This window comes from Streptomyces sp. NPDC050617, assembly GCF_040654795.1.
Classification (GTDB): Bacteria; Actinomycetota; Actinomycetes; order Streptomycetales; family Streptomycetaceae; genus Streptomyces.
The window spans coordinates 84,102-101,410 of record NZ_JBFAIS010000027.1; the positions used below are offsets into that span (position 1 = coordinate 84,102).

Genomic DNA, 17,309 nt, shown 5'->3' on the forward strand with positions numbered 1-17,309 from the left:
CGCGGCTGCCTCTTGTCCCGGCTCGTCCAGCGTGTCACTGTGGGCTGCTGTTGCACGTGTCAGCATCCGAATTCGCCAGGTCAAGGCGTGGGTTTCGATGCTTCCTCGCCTTCCGAATCCCTGAGCGGAAGCCCCGAGAGGAAGAAGGATGACCGATACACCGGAGAAGAATCCGGACGGATCGACACAGCATCCGAACGGCTCGTCACAGGAACTCGAAACGGGACGGGACGCATACTTCCTCCGCCCCGGATATGTGCAGCGCATTCCACCCGATTACTTCGTCGACGAGGACGAGGACGGAATCGTATGGCAGCCGGATGTCTACCCGTATGCCGCCGCCGTGGCGCTGGAGCACGGCTGCGATACGGTCATCGACCTCGGTTGCGGCCGGGCCGAGAAGTTGGCGGGGCTCGCCGCTGAACACCCCTCCTGGCACTTCATCGGCGTCGACTACGGCGCCAACATCGAATGGTGCCGATCCCATTGGGACTTCGGCGAGTGGGTGGAAGCCGATCTGGAGAAGAACGTCCGGCTGCTCGGCGACCGGAAATCCGTCGGGCGCTCCGTCGTCATCTGCTCGGATGTGCTGGAACACCTCGTACGCCCCGAAGTCGCCGTGACGGCCCTCCGCGCGCTGCTTCTCGGCGGAGCTGCCAGGGCCGTGCTCTCCACACCGGCTCGTGAGCGCAAAGTGCTGCCGGGACAGGCCGAGTTCAACGGACCGCCGGACAACCGTACGCACGTACGCGAGTGGGCGAGCGAGGAGTTCTGCGCCTTTCTGCGCTCCGGCGGCCTGGTGATCGAGGATTTCTCCTATACCCGGCGCAACGACGACGACGGCGCGATGACCACCCAGCTGATCCTCGCCGATGCCGACCGCTCGTGATGCGGCACGCCGCCCGTTCCTGATGCGACACGCTGCGCGGAGCCTGCGCGGGTACTCCGCCTTGCGGACCGTACCGGGCGGGCCCGGCATCCTCGTCACGGGAGTGGTCTCCCGCCTGGGCACGGCCATGAACCCGCTGGCGCTGCTGCTCCTGCTCAAGGAGCACACGGGGCGCTACGCGTTCGCCGCGGTGGCGTGCGCGCTCTACGCCGTGGCCAGTGCCATGGCCGGTCCGCCCCTGGGCCGACTGTGCGACCGTATCCGCCCCGCACCGGTCCTGTACGCGGTGTGCGCCGTGCATCTGCCGGCCATGCTCGGCCTGCTCGCGGCGGTCCATCAGGACGCGCCGCGCCCTGTGCTCCTGCTGCTGCTCGTCCTCGCCGGGGCCGCCACACCGCCGGTCACCGCGGTCGTGCGCGCGGCCTGGTATCTGCGCACCGACAGGGGTTCCGAGCAGGCCGGACTGCGCTCGTACGCCCTGGCCGCGGAGACGGTCTGCGCTGAGCTCGTATTCGTACTCGGCCCCCTGCTCGTCGCGGGGACCCTGCTGATCGCCGACGTGACCTCGGCGCTGGTCCTGTCCACACTGTGCTGCGTCGGAGGCACCTGCGTACTCGCCCGGAACATCGCGACTCGACAGCCGCTCCGCCCCCGCCCCACCCGGACCCAGGGCCTGGGCCCCCTCCGCCTCCCCGGCTTCGGCGCGGTGCTGTGGTGCACGGCCGCGGTGTCGACGGCCTTCGGCATCACCGACGTGGCGATCCCGGCTGCCGCCCTCCACCGTGCCGGAGGGGATGGCGGTACGGGCATGGCGGCAGGCTTCTTGTTGTCGCTGTGGGCCGGCAGCAGCCTGCTGAGCGGCCTGCTCTTCGGCGCCGACAACCGCGGCCGACCGCCCTTTCGCCGCCTGTCGCGGCTACTGCTCATGCTCGCCGCGGGCATGGCGGTACTCTCCACCGCGCCGAACCTGCCGGCCCTCTCCGCGGGCTCGCTCTTCTGCGGCCTCGTCACCGGCCCGACACTGATCGTGCTGAACGGGCTCGTAGCCGACATCGTGCCGCCCGCGATGATCAACGAGGCTTATGTATGGGTGGCCAGCCTCACCGTCGTCTGCTGCTCAGCCGGTACCGCCGTCGCCGGCCCCATGGCCGACCAACCCGGCGGCACCTCCTGGGCCTTCCTGTCCGCTGCCCTTGTCGCCGCCGCAGCCGCCGGCACCGCGTTCGCCGGTTCCACGCGGGCATCGACGGTGGGGGCCTGACGAAGGCCGCCGTGCCGTATGCCTCTTCCTCTTCCCCTTCCCCGCTCGCGGGTTCGCCGCTTCCCCGCTCGCGGATTCACCGCTCTCGGGTTCGCCGCCGCGGGATAACCGCCCTCGGGTTCACCGCCTTCCGGTTCACCGCCCGCGGGCTGGTTCTGTGGGCCCTTCAGCCGCCTGTCCGCTGGGGTTGGGCGATCCATTCGTGCCACTGGCCGCTGAGGACGATGTCGGCCAGTTTCCGATAGCCGCCGCTGCCTGGATGGCCGCCGTCGCCGGCCATGGCTTCCCGGATCCAGGTGGGGTCGTCGGCCAGGCCCCGGGTCGTTGCGATGAAAGGCACGCTTCGCGACCGGCAGAGGGCGGCCATCGTGTCGGCGAGTGCCGATACCCGCCGCAGATGCGGCTCACCCGCGTCGATGACCGGAGGGGGCCCCACCACCAGCGGAGCGACAGCCTGGCGGAGACTGTCGTCCAGAAGCGTTTCCAGATTGTCCAGACACTGGGCCGGGTCGACGCGGACCCTGCCGCCTTCCTCGATCATGTCGTTGCTGCCGCAGGAGACGACCAGTCGGTTGTCGGCCCCAGGCAGCGTCCGGGGCCCGACCTCCTGCCAGCAGCGGCGCCGGACATCCTCGGAGGTGTTGCGCCGAATGCCGAGGTTGAAAGCCGTGATGTCACCGGGAGTGTCCTGGAGGACCCGCCCGACCCAGCCCCGGTATTCCGGATCGCCGATCCCTTGAACAAAAGAGTCACCGATGAAGCAAATACGTACATGCCTATTCATCAGGCAACCTTACGAACAGGGCCCAGGCGATACCGACAAGGGGTACTGGACGACGCCGGACGCCTTTCCAGCGGGGCCGACGCACACCACGAAATCGACGCCGTCCCCTTGCCCGAGTTACCCGAGTTACCCGAGTTACCCGAGGAACTGTCCGGTGGATCACGCTTCGGAGTCGAGAGTCCGGAGTTCGTAGAGGTAGGAGCGGTCGTTTTTGAAGCTGCGCCAGACGGTGGCCGGGGGTTCGGGTTCCTCAGCGTGACTATGGAGGGGGCGGGCGGTGACGAGTCCGTCAGCGATCTCGCAGTGCCAGCCCTCGGACGGCGACCAGATACACCACACGTTCCCGTCCGTTCTGCGATAGGCCGGGCGGCCATTGCGCTCGCCGTCACGTTCGAAGCGGTAGCGGAGCCCGTCGATGTGGCGCACGAAGGTGAAGGATGCGAGTGCCGTCATGCCTTCGGCACTGTATGGGACGCCACTGTCGGCGGCTACGAAGCTCTGGGCGTACGCGCCGTACGAATAGCCTCACCCCCGAAGTGGCCTGTCGGCGCCGGAGGCGGGTGTTCAGTCGAGCATCGCGAGGTGCTCGGCGGCGCCCCCGTGCCACTCGATCATGAAGAGGGTGGCGACGTCGCGGCCGCCGACCTTGGCCACCTCCTCCGCGACCAGCGGGGCGAGCAGCTGCGGCGGCATCAGCCGCGCCCGGTCCAGCAGTACGCCGAGCAGTTGCTCGCCGAATCCCTCCGACCGGTCCACGCTCTCCTCCGCGACGAGACCGCGACGAACGGCCGTGCGAAGATCAAGGCGTGAACGATCTGCACTCCCGCCGCGCCGACGGTTCCGATCTCGCCACGCTCGTCCGCCTGCGCGACGACGCCGCCCGCTGGATGTTCTCCCGGGGCGTCACCGGCCAGTGGCAGCCCGGCGAGCTGGACGAGGACCACTTCCGCCAGGTGATGGCGGATGGCGAGATCTGGATCGCCGAGGCCGACGGCCGCGCGGTCGGGGCGTGGGAGCTGTGGTGGGACGACGAGGACGCCTGGGGGCCGCAACCGCCGGAGGCCGGCTACGTACACCGGCTGATGGTCGACCGCGGCAGCGCCGAGCCGGGGACGGGGCAACGGCTGCTGCGCGCGGCGGAGCGCCGTATAGCCGAGGTGGGGCGAACGTACGCGCGCCTGGACTGCCTGGCCGGCAACGCGCGCCTGAACGCCTACTACGTGGACAACGGCTACCGGGTCATCGGCCAAAAGGAGCGCAAACCGCTGCCGGGCGGAGTGCCCAAGTCATTCACGCTCCTCGAGAAGACCCTGCCGGCCGACGTCGCTTCTTAGAGATCGAACCAGTAACGCAGGATGCGTGCCGCGATGTCATGAGTGCCATTGTCGGAGCATGTGTGATGGACCCATTCCGGTGCGGTGTTGACCTCCAGGATTTTGACGTTCGCTCCGGGCGGCTGGTCCGGGGACGTGCATATCGCATCGATCGCCAGGATCTTCGTGTCGAACAACTCGGCCACTGAGGAAGCCCACTTGGCGAAATCCGGGTGCAGGGCATCGGTTACATCGACCGCGACGGCGCCCTTCGCGAGATTCGCCGAGTTCTTGAGCCGGACCACCCGCCCGGCTATCGGCGTGTCCTTCAGCTCAAGGCTCTGGTCCTTGAGAAGGTCCTCCGTCTCGGTGTCGATCACGAGTCGGTTGCCGGGGTTGGCGGCCTTGATCTTGGCACGGTGTTCCTCGATCAGCGCGTCCAGCGGGGTCTGTCCGTCGCCGGTGACGTAGGCGGGCTTACGGACGCACGCGGCCACCAATTCGTCGCCGACGATCTGGAGCCGCAGATCGTGTCCGTCGACCTGTTCCTCGATGATCCAGGACGGAAAACGGTGCCGCCACGCGCTCATGTGCGCGACGACGGCATCGGCGGTGGCGAGATTCATGCGCACGGCGTCGCCACGCATCCCGTCTCGCGGTTTGACGACTACCGGGCTTCCGCCCATTTCGGTGAGGACTTCCTCGGCGAAACGGTGCACACGGGCATCGTCTTCGGAGTGGTCGGAGCTGCCGGGGCTGCCGGGGCTGCCGGAGCGGTCGACTTCGTCGGAGCGATCGGAGCGGTCAAGGCTGCCGGAGCAATCGGATCCGCCGAATTGGAAGACGAACCCCGCGGGGGTGGCGAACCCGGCCTGGTCGAGGAGGAGTTTGGTCGCGTATTTGTCCTCGGTGAGGAAGAAGTCCCGGGCTCGGAGCTGGTCGTCGTAGCGTCCCTCCAGCACGGGAATGGTTCTCGTGCCGTGACTGTAGACGACCAGGTCGATACCGGTTTCCGGCATACGGTCGTGCACCTGGATCCCCAACGAGGTTGCCGCCCGCATGAGGTGGGTCTGACGCATGTGCCGTTCACTGGTCACTGCGCGGGCCTTGTCAGGAGGATGCCGGCGAGCTGGTCCATGTGGTTCTGCATGAAGTCCCGCATGACCCCGATATCGGCCATGTGGCCGCGCGCCGCGTAGCTGGCGCCGGCGAGCGTGCCGGTCTCCTCACCGAACCACGGCTCGGAGAAATCCGGGTACAGCGGGTCCACGTGGAAAGAACCCTTGCCCAGCGCGGTGAAGTCGTCCTTCAGCCACAGTGCGACATTGCCGATGAAGTCGACTCCGTTGCGGCCCAGCACTGCGCCGTCGCCGCCGCGTACACGGCGCGGGCTGCCGAACCGGAGGCCCACATTGAATTCATCGATCCTGTCCGCTACCTGTTCGACGCCGCCGAATTCCTGGTTCAGCAACGCGTGGAACTGCTCCTCCGAGATGAGTGCCGCCCCGGCCCAGTTGGCGTAGGCGACGGCCTCATGTCGGCTGACTTCCACGGGCCAGTCCCACGGCATGTCGATGTCGTCGAAAATACCGCGATACCGGTAGCCGCCAGAGTGCGTCCGAAGCCACGCGTTGGGGTGCCCCTTGCTCATCCGGTCCAGGAACAGGCGCGCTCCGTGTGTCGTCCACAGCCTGGACTCCTCATACCCGCCGTCCTCGATGAATTCCAGGAACTGCCCATTGGTCACCGGATGAGACCTGACCCTGAACGGCGCGACTTCTGCCTCCCGGCGACCGCACTCGTTGTCCCACCTGAATCGGTCCGCCTCTCGCCGCTCATCGCCGAATCGGACCGGACCGCCGCGACACTGCACGAACCGCTCGTCGGGGGCCTCCGCCCCCGGCGCACCCGCGCGTTCGTCCACGATGGCCGGCCATCCTTCAGGAGCTTGCTTCAGCCGAGGCGGCAGCAGGCGGATGAGCGGAAGGGAGGTGTGCAGGTGGATGTTCTCGTGCTCGATGCCCATGAGCAGAGCTCGAAGGGGTGACCGGGGAGCGACGGTGGCAGACAGCGGCACCTCTTCGATGGCCTTCAGGACCACATCGCGGACACGCTTTCGGTAGGCCCACACCTTTTCCGGAGTGGGCCACTCGGTGAGTCCGGCCAGCTCGTCGGGGTCCTCCGGAGAAACCCCCCGTTCCATACGTTCATCGAACTCGGCTTCCCCGCTTCCGCCGACAAGCCCGGCCAATTTGAGTTTCTGAACATAGAACGAGGCGGTATGCGCGAGATAGAAGACGAGAGGAAGGCGGAGCGGGTGCACACGTACGCAGTAGGACTCCGTCGAATCACGCACCCCACGAAAGAGCGTCTCGTACGTCTCCCAGGTATCGGCGAAGTACCGTGCGAGTTGCTCTCTCGTCAGGTCGCGAAGCTGCTTCCCTCCGGGGCGATCGGCAGCGTAACCCTGCATCCAACGACTCCTGATTCCGTCCGGCAAAAGCCATCGAAGCGAGACTCGCACGAACCGACGCGAAGCACTCGGCAGCAACAGCTCAACGAGTGATACGACCGACACCGCACCCGACGGGGAAAGGCAGCACGAATAGCTCCGATGGCCTACGGGAAAACCCACGAATGCCCGCTGCTGGCTGCCCGCTGCTCACCGCCCGCGGACCGCAGACCGCGCCTGGACCACGCCTGGACCGCGGCCTCCTGGAGAAGCCGTCCTGAACGGGTCGGAGAAGTCGCTCTCCCCCGGCACCCTGGACGAACTGCGCGTCCCCCAGGAAGATGGTCGCTCGATGCTCACCGCTGCCATACGCCACCTCCGGATGCCCTACGTGAGACGACGCCTCACGGACGTTCTCAGCGGTGTCAACGCGTAGGCGTCCGCGGCCCCGGCCTCCTGGACGCGGGCGCACGGTGGGTATCTGCCGGAGTTCCACGCATTTGCTGTTCTCGGCCGTCCACCTCAGCAGGAACAGCGCGTACCTACAGGGACAGCACGTACGTCCGTACCGGAAACCTCTGACCGCTCACTCGGCGAAATACGGCAGATGAGCCTCTTCACCAGCTGACACGCCCCTCATGCTCGGGAGGCCACGATGACCAACGACCCAGCCGCGCACCACGCCGCCACGCCGCCGGACGTCAGCCGACCCGCGGACGAGCAGACCGAGACCAAGACCGAGACCGAGACCATGAACGGCGCGGCCGTCGACGGGAACATTCACGTCGGCTACTGGGACAGCGACACAGACGGCCGCTCGCTCGACCAGGCCACCGACCACCTCACCGACCTCGTGGCGGGACGGCTGGCCGCCGCACCCGGCCGGCGCCTGCTGGACGTCGGCTGCGGAACCGGACGACCCGCCCTGCGCATCGCCCGCGCCACCGGCGCCCGTGTGTCTGGAATCTCGGTCAGCGACCAGGACATCGGCCTCGCCCGCACCCGGGCGGAAGCCGCCGCGCTCACCGACCAGGTGGACTTCCGGTACGCGGACGCCCGCGCACTGCCCTTCGAAGCGGCGTCCTTCGACGGCGCCTGGGCGATCGAGTCCATGATGCACATCAGCGAACGGACCACCGCCCTCACCGAGATCGCCCGGACCCTGCGCCCCGGTAGCCCACTGGTGATCACCGATGTGCTGCTCCGGTCTCCGGTGACCGGGGACGCCGCGGAGCTGGTCCGCCGGACGTGCCGGGCGTTCGAGTCCCCCTCGCTGCCCGAACCGGCGGAGCTCCGCACGGCCCTCGACCGCGCCGGTCTGGAAGTGGTGGAGTTCGATGACATCGGAGAGCACGTCCAGCGCACCTACCAGGCGTTCGCCGACGCCTTCGACGCTGTCGCGCCCTCCGTCGATGACCGTCATTACGAGTTCTTCAACTCCACCCGCTCCCTTCCCCAGTTCGGTGCGCTCCCACAGATCGGCTACGTCTTCCTGGTCGCCCGTCGCCCGTGAACGCAGGACCTGCTGCTTCGGCCGGGTGGCCACGCGGCCACCCGGCCGCCGAGGACGGCGTCACCAAGGCACGTGAGTGTGAGTGGCGAATCCGGACAACATATTCGGCCTCGGAACGACCAACAGCGGCAGAAAAATGCCCGTTTAGGGGAAGCGCGATGAGGAAACCTGCCGTCCGCGGAACAGGCAGGGCGGGACGATAGTGGCCTGCGGATCTGTGTGAGCCGCCAGGGGACCTGCGCCCGATCGACTGCACGGTATCCAACAGGCCACACCTCTCTGCATATGAATTGACGCCACGCCAAGAGGAAGTTGAGGCGTCTGAAGCCTTGTGTAAACCCATGAGGAAACTCCTCGCCCGCGGAACGAGGGCCGGGGCGTCAGCGAGTCGCAATTCGGTGTGGGCTGCCCGAGCACCTGTTCCCAGCCGGATGATCAGCACTCACCGAACCACCGCCGAACCACCCGCCTCCCTCAATGCATGAGTCGACGTTATGTCAAGGAGAAGTTGGGGCGTCCGGAGCCTTGTGTGAACCCATGCGCCTCATAGAATTCCAGGTAGTGTTCACGGAGGGGAAGCAGGCCCTATGGCCATCACGGTCCAGCGACGATTCGAACTGCTTCATTTCTTCCGTTCAGGTTGTTCGAACTCTGCGAATATTTTGCCTGGTGCATGGCACGCAAATATTTTTGCGTGCAGGTGAAACGAAGGAAGAATGGTCAGCTGGTTCCGCGTGGGCAATCGAACACCGCGGGACGGCGAAACGGCACAGAAACGCCCGGCACGGAAACATCTTCCTCCGGGTGCCCAGCCACTCCGCCTCCACCGTCGACCGGGCGCGGTGAACGGCTGACGTGAGCGATGTGGCCGAAGGGACTGAGGGGGCCGAGGCGACCGGGGGAACTGAGGGGGCCGAACCCCGACGGATAGTGGGCGCGCTGATCCGCGACCCGTACGACCGGATCTTCGTCCAGCGCCGCTCGGCCGGCCGGCGCCTCTTCCCCGAGTGCTGGGACGTCGTCGGCGGAGCCGTAGAGGAAGGGGAGTCCCTGCTGGACGCGCTCCGCAGGGAGATAACAGAGGAGACCGGCTGGCGACTGCGCCGCGTCCTCGCCCGGGTGGCGCACGAGGAGTGGACGGCGGACGGGCTACGGCACATCGAGTCGGACTATGTCGTCGAGGTGGACGGCGATCTCTCGTCTCCTGAACTCGAACGGGACAAGCACACCGAGTTCGCCTGGGTAGCGGCCGAGGACGTCTCGCTGCTCGACGAGAATGCACGGCGCGGCAACAGTACCTTCATCAAGGATGTGGTGACCGCGGCACACGCCTGGCTCGCCGATGCTTCCAGGAAGAGCCGCAAGGCTCTCTGAACCACCCGCGAGCAACCACCCGCGGCCGACCATCTAATCCAAGAGTCCGATCGAGATCTCCACGAACCCTTCCTGGCTGTCCACGTCATCCTCAAATGATATTTCACGAGGGGGATATTCCGCATGGCCGGTGACAGGTTGAACAATACGCTTCCGCGGCGGCGAGTATTGGCAGTCGGGTTCGCCGGACATCAAGGGAAGGAGTACCTGCCGATCGTACGGGAGAGCACGGATATCGTCGGCGGCGTCGACCCCGCCCCGGCCGCCTCGTCACTCGCCGACGAGTGGGGATTCCCGCATTTCGATGTTCTCGGTGAGGCACTCGCAAAAGTCGACTTCGATGCCGCGGTGGTCACCGTGCCGCATAGCGAGCACTTCCCGGTCTGTACGGAACTCCTGGCGCACGGCAGGCACGTCATCAAGGAGAAGCCGTTCGCCGTCACCGAACAGGAAGCCCGGCAACTGGTACACCTGGCGCAACGGGCCGACCGCAGTGTTTTCACGCTGCTGCAACGGAACTTCAACCCCGTGTTCCAGTACGCCCAGAGGAACCTCGCACGAATCGGGAAGCCCTACTGGTTCTCGTACGACTACCACTTCAACCTGGCGCACCCGACGACCGGTTGGCGCGCCTCCAGGGAGCAGGCGATGGGCGGTGTGCTCCTCGACATGGGCTACCACCTCATCGACGTACTCAGCGGAATGTTCCCAGAACCCGAACCCCCTCGGGTGCACTCCGCCTTCGTGCACCACTACCAGGAGATGCGGGATCGCCGGCTGGAGGACCTCGTCAGCCTCATGTGCAGCTATCCCTCAACGGGGCTGGCGGGCTCGCTGCGCATCTCACGCCATCACTACGAGAAGACGGAGCACCTCTGCGTGCTCGGTACGAAGGGCGCGTTGAACGTCGCGCCCGAGGCCGCCGTCCTGCACTCCGTCGGAGGGCTGCCGTTGGAGCGCTGCACCAGGGAAGAACCCCGGACCGACGCCGTGCGTTCCATGATCACCCACTATCTGGAGCACCTGCACGATCGCCCCTACCGCCAGGACCACCTCCGGCGTCAACTCACCGTCGTGCGCACGATCGACGGGATCTACCAGGACCGGTTACGTGAGAAGAACGCGCTCGCCGACCGGTGCGCCTGACCCCGCCACCGCACAGCGCGCTCCGCGTCGCCGCTTCGGCCGTACGCACACCGACCGGGCCCGACGAACCCCGGGCCCGACATCCCCGGGCCCGAGCCCATCCGCCGCGACAGCAGGCAGGACACATGACCTCCACCGAACCGCTCGCCCTCCTCGGAGGCGCACCCGCCATCGAGCAGCCGCTGCCGCACGAAGTCTGGCCGCCCCCCGCCGACGAGGCGGAGCTCTCGGAGCTGGCCGAGCAGCGGAACACCGACATCTCCATCAAGGGCAACAGCGGTCCCATCGGCCGGCTGGAGGCCGACTTCCTGGCCTTTCTGAACGGCGGAGCCCGCTTCGCGATCACCTTCAACTCCGGTACGAGCGCCCTCCTCGCCGCCTACTTCGCGCTCGGTGTGCGCGACGGCGTGGACGTCGTGGGGCCGGCGCTCACCTATCACGCCGCGCTGAGCCCCGTCTTCGCGCTCCGCGGTGACGTGGTCCTGGCCGACATCGATCCCGACACCCGCGGCCTGGACCCCAAAGCACTCCAAGCCGCGCTCACCGAACGCACCAAGGTGGTCACGGTCGTCCACCAGTGGGGCCACCCCTGCGACATGGACGCGGTCCTGCGGATCGCCGAGCGACACGAGCTGCGCGTGCTGGAGGACTGCTCCCATGCCCACGGCAGCCGTTACAAGGGCAAACCCGTCGGCACGTTCGGCGACGCCGCGGTCTTCTCCCTCCAGGCCAACAAGGCCGTCTACGCCGGGGAGGGCGGCATCCTCGTCACGAGCGACCCTCAGGTCCACGACCGCGCCACGCTCCTCGGGCACTACCGGGACCGCTCCCGCGACGCCGTCCTCGACGAGGAATTGCGCGCGCACTGGGTCACCGGCTTCGGGCTCAAGCTGCGCATGTCGCCGTTCAACGCCATCGTCGCCCGGCACGCGCTCGCGGCGTTCCCGGCGCGCAAGGAGGCCCGGCACCGCTGTCTGCGCTACTTCGGCGAGCAACTCGGCGACGTGACCTATCTGGAGCCCGTACACGTCGCCGACCACGTGGACATGGGCGCCTGGTACGGCTACAAACCGCTCTACCGGCCCGAGGCGCTGGGCGGCGTCCCACGCTCCGTACTCATCGAGGCGCTGCGCGCCGAAGGCATGGAAGTAGGCGCCCCCTCCGGCCCCCGGCTGTCGGCCCTGCCGCTCTACGCCCGTCCGGAGAACCCCCTCTTTCCCGGAACGCCGAAGACAGGCGCCGCTCCGGAGACCGGCTCTCACGCCGAGTACGTCGAACAGCACGCGCTGTCCCTGCCCACCTTCACCAATTGGCCCGAGGACACGACGCTCATCGACCAGTACGTCGAAGCCTTCCGCAAGATCGGCCGCCACCGCGAAGCGCTCGTACGGTACGCGGCCGCCCCGTCCCGATAACCGACACCGGCACCGGCACCGGCACCGACACCACGGAAGACGCCCCGCACCGCCGAAGACGACCGGCACGACAGAAGAGGTGGAGAACATGACCATCGAGGAGTCCCCCGAGGACGTGGACCACGTCCTGGAGCACGCCCTCGCGGGTGACGACCTGCCGGACTCCTTCACCCTGCTCGGGCGGGAATGGAGCCTGCACCGAGGCGTCTTCCCCAGCACCCTGGGCGCCGCGACCGAGGTGATGGCCTCGATCGTGCCCTATCCCCAGGGCGGCTCGTTCCTTGAGGTCGGCTGCGGCACCGGCGTCATCTCCGTAACTGCCGCGCTCGACGGCTGCGCCTCCGTCACCGCGCTGGACATCAACGAAAAGGCAGTGGCCAACACGATTGCCAACGCCGAGCGGCACGGCGTAAGCGACCGGGTACGTGTCCTCCACAGCGACATGTACGCGGCGCTTGAGCCCGCAGAACGCTTCGACGTCATCTTCTGGAACGTGCCCTGGACCTACGTGGAGGACGGCTTCCCCCTCTCCACCGATCTGCACTCCGCCGTCTTCGACCCCGGCTACCAGGGCCACGCCCGCTACCTCGCCGGCGCCCACGACCATCTGGCCGACGGCGGCAGGCTGCTGCTGGGCACGGCCGACCTCGGCGACCGCGAACGGCTCGACGCCCTCGCCGAGGAAGCAGGTCTGCGGGCCGAACTGCTGCACCGCGTGCGCCGGATCGAGGAAGTAGGGGTGATGGAGTACCACATGCTCGAACTGCACGCGAAGTGATCCCGCAGTCCGCGGCGCTCCGCCCGGACCGCCAAGGGCCGAGCCCCCGAAACCTACGGTGTGCGCGGTGAGGCGCCCTATGTCACGACAGGATGATCTCGAACTGGCCCTGCGACTCGGCGACATCGCCGACAGCATCACCAGCCGGCGTTTCCAAGCCCGCGACCTGCGGAGCCGGGAGAAGCCGGACCGTACGCCCGTGACCGACGCGGACACCGCCGTCGAAACGGCCGTACGCGAGGCACTGAGTTCCGCCCGCCCGGACGACGCCTTCGCCGGGGAGGAGACCGGCGGCTCCGTCACCGCCGGGCGCACCTGGATGGTCGACCCCATCGACGGCACCAAGAACTTTCTGCGCGGGGTGCCGGTCTGGGCCACGCTGATCGCCCTGCTGGAGGACGGCCGGCCCACCGTCGGCGTGATCAGCGCCCCCGCCCTCCACAGCCGCTGGTGGGCGGCGGACCAACAGGGCGCCTGGCTGCGCCGCGGGGCGCCCGACAGCACCCCCCTGCCCCTGCACGTCTCCGGCAACGCCCGCCTCGCCGACGCCTATCTGTCCACCACCAGCACACGCACCTGGGACGTCTTCCACTCGCGTGAGGCATATCTGCGCCTCGCCGAAGCGTGCTGGGAGGACCGTGCCTTCGGGGACTTCCTCCAGCACTGCATGGTCGCCGAAGGAACCCTCGACATCGCGGCCGAACCGGTGGTGAACCCATGGGACATCACCGCGGTACAGATCCTCGTGGAGGAAGCCGGCGGCATCTGCACCGACCTTCTGGGCGCCTCGCCCCAAAGCGGCACCGGCGCCCTGTCCGCCAACCCGCGGCTGCATGAGCTCTCCCTCAAAGCCCTTTCGGCCCGGCCCGATTCCGCCTTCGACGGCGTTACGCGGAGAAAAGGACCATCATGCTGATTCTTTCCCTCAAGGAAGGCCATGACGGGGCGATCGCAGCCGTCGAAGACGGCAGGCTGCTGTTCTCCCTGGAAGCGGAGAAGGACTCCTTCGTCCGCTACAGCGGTCTGACCGCCGAGGCGTTCGCCGTAGCGGCGGACCGGCTGGACAAACAGCCGGATGTCGTCGCCGTGAGCGGCTGGATCAAGGGCACCCAGGCCACCGACCAGCCTTCGCGTGCCGGGTACTACGGTGTGGGCGAAACCGCGATCTCGGACGAAGCCGGCCGGTTCTTCGGCAAGAACGTGCGCGTCTTCTCCTCCACCCATGAGCGCTCCCACATCATGACGTCCTATGGAATGTCGGCATTCCGTAGGGACCAGCCCTTCTACAGCCTGGTGTGGGAGGGGAACATCGGCTCGTTCTACCGCATCGACGAACGCGGGAAGGTGACGCATCTCAAGGAGGTACTCAACTACCCGGGAAACAAGTACTCCTACGGCTTCGCGCTCGCGGATCCCCAGTACAGTCCGCACGAAGAATTCGTCCGCTTCCAGGACGCGGGCAAGCAGATGGCCCTGGCCGGGTTCGCCGAGGACCGGCCGGCCACCCAGGCGGAACAGGAAGTCATCGACTTCATTCTCGGCCAGAAGAACGTCATCACCGGCAGCCTCAAAGACCGCATGACCGACTCGCCCTTCCATAACGTCGGCGTGGAGACCAGCGCGTACAAGAGCCTCGCCGCCCGCCTGTCGAACGCCATCTTCGACCGGTTCCACGCCTACGCCCGCCGGCATCTGACGGAGGGCCTCCCCCTGCTCATCTCGGGAGGCTGCGGACTCAATTGCGAGTGGAACCGCCGCTGGCGCGAGTGCGGGCTCTTCCCCGCGGTCTTCGTCCCGCCGTGCCCCAACGACAGCGGCTCCGCGATCGGGACCGCCATCGACGCCCAGCACTTCTACACCGGGTCGGCCGGCCTGGACTGGGACGTCTACGCGGGCGGCGAATTCGTCGAGGACATGGAATTCGACCCGCGGCGCTACGAATCCCGCCCGGTGCGCTACGGAGAGGTCGCCCGCTACCTCCGCGACGGGAACATCATCGGCTGGGCGCGGGGCCGCTGGGAAATCGGCCCCCGCGCGCTCGGGAACCGGTCGATCCTGGCCGCTCCCTTCACCGAGGAGACGACCGTCAGACTCAACAAGATCAAGCAGCGTGAGGGCTACCGCCCCATCGCCCCGATCTGCCTGGAGCAGGACGCGGACCGCTGGTTCCGCGGCGGGGTCCCCGACCCCTACATGCTGTACTTCGGCCACGTCGACTCCAGCGAACTGCGTGCGGTGACACATGTCGACGGAACAGCTCGCACCCAGACCGTCGACCCCACGGCGAACCCGGAAATGGCCGACCTGCTGACCTCCTTCGGTGAATTGACCGGATTCAGCGTCCTCTGCAACACCTCCCTCAACTATTCGGGGCGCGGGTTCATCAACCGCACCAGCGATCTGATCGCGTACGGCGAACTCCACGGGCTGGACGGATACGTCGTAAACGACACCTTCATCACCCCTCGGCGATAAGGCACCTACTGCCGAGTCGAGCGACCATTCCCCGGCCCGAAGTGTTCGCCCCAGACCGGTGGAGACCCCAGCGGACCCGGATCACGGGAGATTGCCGGCCGGTGCCCGTACGGGCGGCGAGGAGTTCCTCCCGGTCACGGGCGCACCACGGGCTTCAGGGAGCCGGGCGTGAGGTCGGCGTTGAGCGCGTCTTCGACGTGGTCGAGGTCGAACCAGCCGGTGACCAGGGACGCCAGGTCGACCTGGCCGGTGGCGGCGAGGTGGGCGGCGACGGGCCAGGTGTCGGTGTAGCGGAAGACGCCGGTGACCTTCAGCTCCCGACTCTGGATGACGGGGATGGGAAGGGGGACGTCGTCGGCGCCCATGCCGACGAGTACGACCGCGCCCGCGCCGCGTACCGCGGTGATGCCCGAGCGAACGGCGGGCGTCGCGCCGGAGCAGTCGATGAAGGCGTCCACGCCGAGATCGGCGACCGAGTCGGTCGTCGGGTCGAGCGTGGCGGTCGCGCCGTACCGTCCGGCCATCGCGCGCCGTTCGGCGACCGGGTCGGAGACGATCACCTCGGCGGCCCCGAACGCCTTCGCGGTCTGTGCCGTGATGACGCCGATGGGGCCCGCTCCGGCGATCAGCACCCGCGAGCCGGGCGCGAGTTCTGCCTTGCGGCTGGCCGAGATGCCGACCGAGAGCGGTTCGAGGAGCGCGGCCACGTCGTCCGTGACCGCGTCGGGCACGGGATGGGCGAAGGGCGCCTGGATCGTCACGTACTCCTGGAAGGCGCCGTCGACGGGCGGGGTGGCGTAGAACTCCATGTGCGGACAGAGGTTGTAGCGGCCGGCCGTGCACTGGGCGCATACGCGGCAAGGACGCTGGGGTTCGATCGCGACGCGTTCGCCGATCCGGCTCTCGGGTACGTTCGCGCCGACCGCGACGATCCGGCCGGACGCCTCGTGGCCGAGGACCAGCGGGGCGTCGACGACGAAGTCCCCGATCCGCCCTTCCCGGTAGTAGTGCACATCGGAGCCGCAGACCCCGACCGAGGCCACCTCGATGAGGACTTCGTCGGCCGCGGGGCGGGGCACCGGGCGTTCCTCCGTACGGATCTGCCGCTTGGCGACGAGGACCGAGGCGCGCATGGTGCGGGGAAGGTCCTGGGTGGTGGCGGGGTGGCCCATGTCAGTGCTCCTTGGTGGGCGGGGTGGAGAGCGGAGGGGCGGGATGGGGTACCGGCCGGTGCGGTGATCGTCGTGATGAGGCCGCGGCCAGTCGACCACGTAGGTCGCCCCGGCGGCGAGCACCTGACCGAGTTCGGCCTCGCCGGCGCCGCTGTCGCCCCTGTCGCCGTCGGCCGACTCGCACGCAGCGATTCCCTCCCCGGCCGGGAAAGCAAGGAATTCCGACGGGCGGGCAGGTTTGCGCGAACAAATCCGATGACATTGAATTGAGCACGTCAATACAGACGAAGGGAAGTCATTTCACCCCCCGCACCACCGGGACGCAATTCAAAGGTCTGATAAACCAATTTCCATGGACTTCGAAAAATCTGCCCGGCGAAACAAAGCAGGGGCCGGCCCTCTTCCAACCGCCCGCGTCAGCAGATGGCGCAGGTCGTGCAGGTCCGGACGCAGGAGCCGTCGGCGGATATGGCCATGCCCCCGGACGCGGGCGCGACGTCCTGGATGCTCGTCTCGGTGAGGTCAATGTCGAAGAGGTCCTGGACCAGGTTCTCGGGCATAAGAATTCCTCCCTGCCTGTCAAGTACGCCACCCTTTGGCGGCCATGGCGGAATCTAGGTACGGACAGCCAGCGGAGTCAAGAGGCGTCGGAAAACAGAGTCAAGGGGTGTTGGAAACGCGTTTGCGAGGTTACGGTGACACATTCCTCAGCGATCCGCTCGACGAAGAACTCCTCA

The 17,309-nt window shown here is 67.5% G+C and carries 16 protein-coding genes and 1 pseudogene; 10 read left to right on the forward strand and 7 right to left on the reverse strand.

Going from position 1 to position 17,309, the window contains the following annotated elements:
- The first annotated feature begins 148 nt into the window (after positions 1-148).
- Together AB0I49_RS29595 and AB0I49_RS29600 are read left to right on the forward strand one after the other, a co-directional pair.
- On the forward strand, positions 149-889 hold the full coding sequence (locus AB0I49_RS29595) for a class I SAM-dependent methyltransferase (protein WP_363230183.1): 741 nt from the start codon (positions 149-151) through the stop codon (positions 887-889).
- Between the two features lie 61 nt (positions 890-950).
- Positions 951-2,150, forward strand: coding sequence for an MFS transporter (locus tag AB0I49_RS29600; RefSeq protein ID WP_363230184.1), 1,200 nt, complete (start codon positions 951-953; stop codon positions 2,148-2,150).
- Positions 2,151-2,316: 166 nt separating this feature from the next.
- On the opposite strand, the gene AB0I49_RS29605 is transcribed toward AB0I49_RS29600, so the two are convergent.
- From AB0I49_RS29605 to AB0I49_RS29615, 3 genes and pseudogenes are all read right to left on the reverse strand, one after another.
- Positions 2,317-2,934, reverse strand: a complete 618-nt coding sequence (locus AB0I49_RS29605; protein WP_363230185.1) for a GDSL-type esterase/lipase family protein — start codon at positions 2,932-2,934, stop codon at positions 2,317-2,319.
- 159 nt (positions 2,935-3,093) lie between these two features.
- Positions 3,094-3,387 (reverse strand): hypothetical protein, encoded by a 294-nt coding sequence (locus AB0I49_RS29610; RefSeq protein WP_363230186.1) that lies wholly within the window; start codon positions 3,385-3,387, stop codon positions 3,094-3,096.
- A 165-nt stretch (positions 3,388-3,552) separates the two neighbouring features.
- Positions 3,553-3,690 (reverse strand): annotated as a pseudogene (locus AB0I49_RS29615) (serine/threonine-protein phosphatase); the annotation flags it as partial.
- Between the two features lie 50 nt (positions 3,691-3,740).
- Between AB0I49_RS29615 and AB0I49_RS29620 the strand changes: the two are divergent.
- The gene (locus AB0I49_RS29620; RefSeq protein WP_363230187.1) at positions 3,741-4,268 is read left to right on the forward strand and encodes a GNAT family N-acetyltransferase; all 528 of its coding nucleotides are present in this window, start codon (positions 3,741-3,743) and stop codon (positions 4,266-4,268) included.
- Here AB0I49_RS29620 and AB0I49_RS29625 read toward each other — a convergent pair.
- Both AB0I49_RS29625 and AB0I49_RS29630 read right to left on the reverse strand, forming a co-directional pair.
- A complete protein-coding gene (locus AB0I49_RS29625; protein WP_363230188.1) occupies positions 4,265-5,326 on the reverse strand; it encodes a hypothetical protein in 1,062 nt (353 codons plus the stop codon). The genes AB0I49_RS29620 and AB0I49_RS29625 overlap by 4 nt on opposite strands.
- A 14-nt stretch (positions 5,327-5,340) precedes the next feature.
- On the reverse strand, positions 5,341-6,720 hold the full coding sequence (locus AB0I49_RS29630) for an SUMF1/EgtB/PvdO family nonheme iron enzyme (RefSeq protein ID WP_363230189.1): 1,380 nt from the start codon (positions 6,718-6,720) through the stop codon (positions 5,341-5,343).
- 634 nt (positions 6,721-7,354) lie between these two features.
- Here AB0I49_RS29630 and AB0I49_RS29635 point away from each other — a divergent pair.
- The 7 genes from AB0I49_RS29635 (at position 7,355) to AB0I49_RS29665 (ending at position 15,400) form a co-directional block, all read left to right on the forward strand.
- Positions 7,355-8,212, forward strand: a complete 858-nt coding sequence (locus tag AB0I49_RS29635) for a methyltransferase domain-containing protein (RefSeq protein ID WP_363230190.1) — start codon at positions 7,355-7,357, stop codon at positions 8,210-8,212.
- A gap of 864 nt (positions 8,213-9,076) precedes the next feature.
- The gene (locus AB0I49_RS29640) at positions 9,077-9,586 is read left to right on the forward strand and encodes an NUDIX domain-containing protein (protein WP_363230191.1); all 510 of its coding nucleotides are present in this window, start codon (positions 9,077-9,079) and stop codon (positions 9,584-9,586) included.
- Positions 9,587-9,754: 168 nt separating this feature from the next.
- Positions 9,755-10,732 carry a Gfo/Idh/MocA family oxidoreductase gene (locus AB0I49_RS29645; protein ID WP_363230192.1) on the forward strand — a complete coding sequence of 326 codons (978 nt, stop codon included), beginning with the start codon at positions 9,755-9,757 and terminating at the stop codon, positions 10,730-10,732.
- Between the two features lie 125 nt (positions 10,733-10,857).
- The gene (locus AB0I49_RS29650; protein ID WP_363230193.1) at positions 10,858-12,147 is read left to right on the forward strand and encodes a DegT/DnrJ/EryC1/StrS family aminotransferase; all 1,290 of its coding nucleotides are present in this window, start codon (positions 10,858-10,860) and stop codon (positions 12,145-12,147) included.
- A gap of 88 nt (positions 12,148-12,235) precedes the next feature.
- Positions 12,236-12,925, forward strand: coding sequence for a methyltransferase (locus AB0I49_RS29655; protein WP_363230194.1), 690 nt, complete (start codon positions 12,236-12,238; stop codon positions 12,923-12,925).
- A 79-nt stretch (positions 12,926-13,004) separates the two neighbouring features.
- Complete coding sequence (gene hisN, locus AB0I49_RS29660) at positions 13,005-13,841, forward strand: histidinol-phosphatase (protein WP_363230195.1); 837 nt, start codon at positions 13,005-13,007, stop codon at positions 13,839-13,841.
- Positions 13,835-15,400: a carbamoyltransferase C-terminal domain-containing protein gene (locus AB0I49_RS29665; protein WP_363230196.1), complete on the forward strand. Its 1,566-nt coding sequence runs from the start codon at positions 13,835-13,837 to the stop codon at positions 15,398-15,400. Before hisN ends, AB0I49_RS29665 begins: the two co-directional genes overlap by 7 nt.
- A 134-nt stretch (positions 15,401-15,534) precedes the next feature.
- Here the strand turns inward: AB0I49_RS29665 and AB0I49_RS29670 are convergent, their stop codons facing one another.
- Both AB0I49_RS29670 and AB0I49_RS29675 read right to left on the reverse strand, forming a co-directional pair.
- A complete protein-coding gene (locus AB0I49_RS29670; protein ID WP_363230197.1) occupies positions 15,535-16,572 on the reverse strand; it encodes an NAD(P)-dependent alcohol dehydrogenase in 1,038 nt (345 codons plus the stop codon).
- A gap of 416 nt (positions 16,573-16,988) precedes the next feature.
- Entirely contained in the window at positions 16,989-17,132 is a 144-nt protein-coding gene (locus AB0I49_RS29675) for a hypothetical protein (RefSeq protein ID WP_363230198.1), read from the reverse strand.
- Positions 17,133-17,309 lie beyond the last annotated feature (177 nt).

Bases quoted from the DNA above. Each gene is read 5' to 3' on its own strand.
- AB0I49_RS29675 (WP_363230198.1), bottom strand. From the start codon at position 17,132: ATGCCCGAGAACCTGGTCCAGGACCTCTTCGACATTGACCTCACCGAG.
- AB0I49_RS29665 (WP_363230196.1), top strand. From the start codon at position 13,835: ATGCTGATTCTTTCCCTCAAGGAAGGCCATGACGGGGCGATCGCAGCC.
- AB0I49_RS29650 (WP_363230193.1), top strand. From the start codon at position 10,858: ATGACCTCCACCGAACCGCTCGCCCTCCTCGGAGGCGCACCCGCCATC.
- AB0I49_RS29610 (WP_363230186.1), bottom strand. From the start codon at position 3,387: ATGACGGCACTCGCATCCTTCACCTTCGTGCGCCACATCGACGGGCTC.
- AB0I49_RS29625 (WP_363230188.1), bottom strand. From the start codon at position 5,326: ATGCGTCAGACCCACCTCATGCGGGCGGCAACCTCGTTGGGGATCCAG.
- AB0I49_RS29635 (WP_363230190.1), top strand. From the start codon at position 7,355: ATGACCAACGACCCAGCCGCGCACCACGCCGCCACGCCGCCGGACGTC.
- AB0I49_RS29595 (WP_363230183.1), top strand. From the start codon at position 149: ATGACCGATACACCGGAGAAGAATCCGGACGGATCGACACAGCATCCG.
- AB0I49_RS29670 (WP_363230197.1), bottom strand. From the start codon at position 16,572: ATGGGCCACCCCGCCACCACCCAGGACCTTCCCCGCACCATGCGCGCC.
- AB0I49_RS29605 (WP_363230185.1), bottom strand. From the start codon at position 2,934: ATGAATAGGCATGTACGTATTTGCTTCATCGGTGACTCTTTTGTTCAA.
- hisN (WP_363230195.1), top strand. From the start codon at position 13,005: ATGTCACGACAGGATGATCTCGAACTGGCCCTGCGACTCGGCGACATC.
- AB0I49_RS29630 (WP_363230189.1), bottom strand. From the start codon at position 6,720: ATGCAGGGTTACGCTGCCGATCGCCCCGGAGGGAAGCAGCTTCGCGAC.
- AB0I49_RS29655 (WP_363230194.1), top strand. From the start codon at position 12,236: ATGACCATCGAGGAGTCCCCCGAGGACGTGGACCACGTCCTGGAGCAC.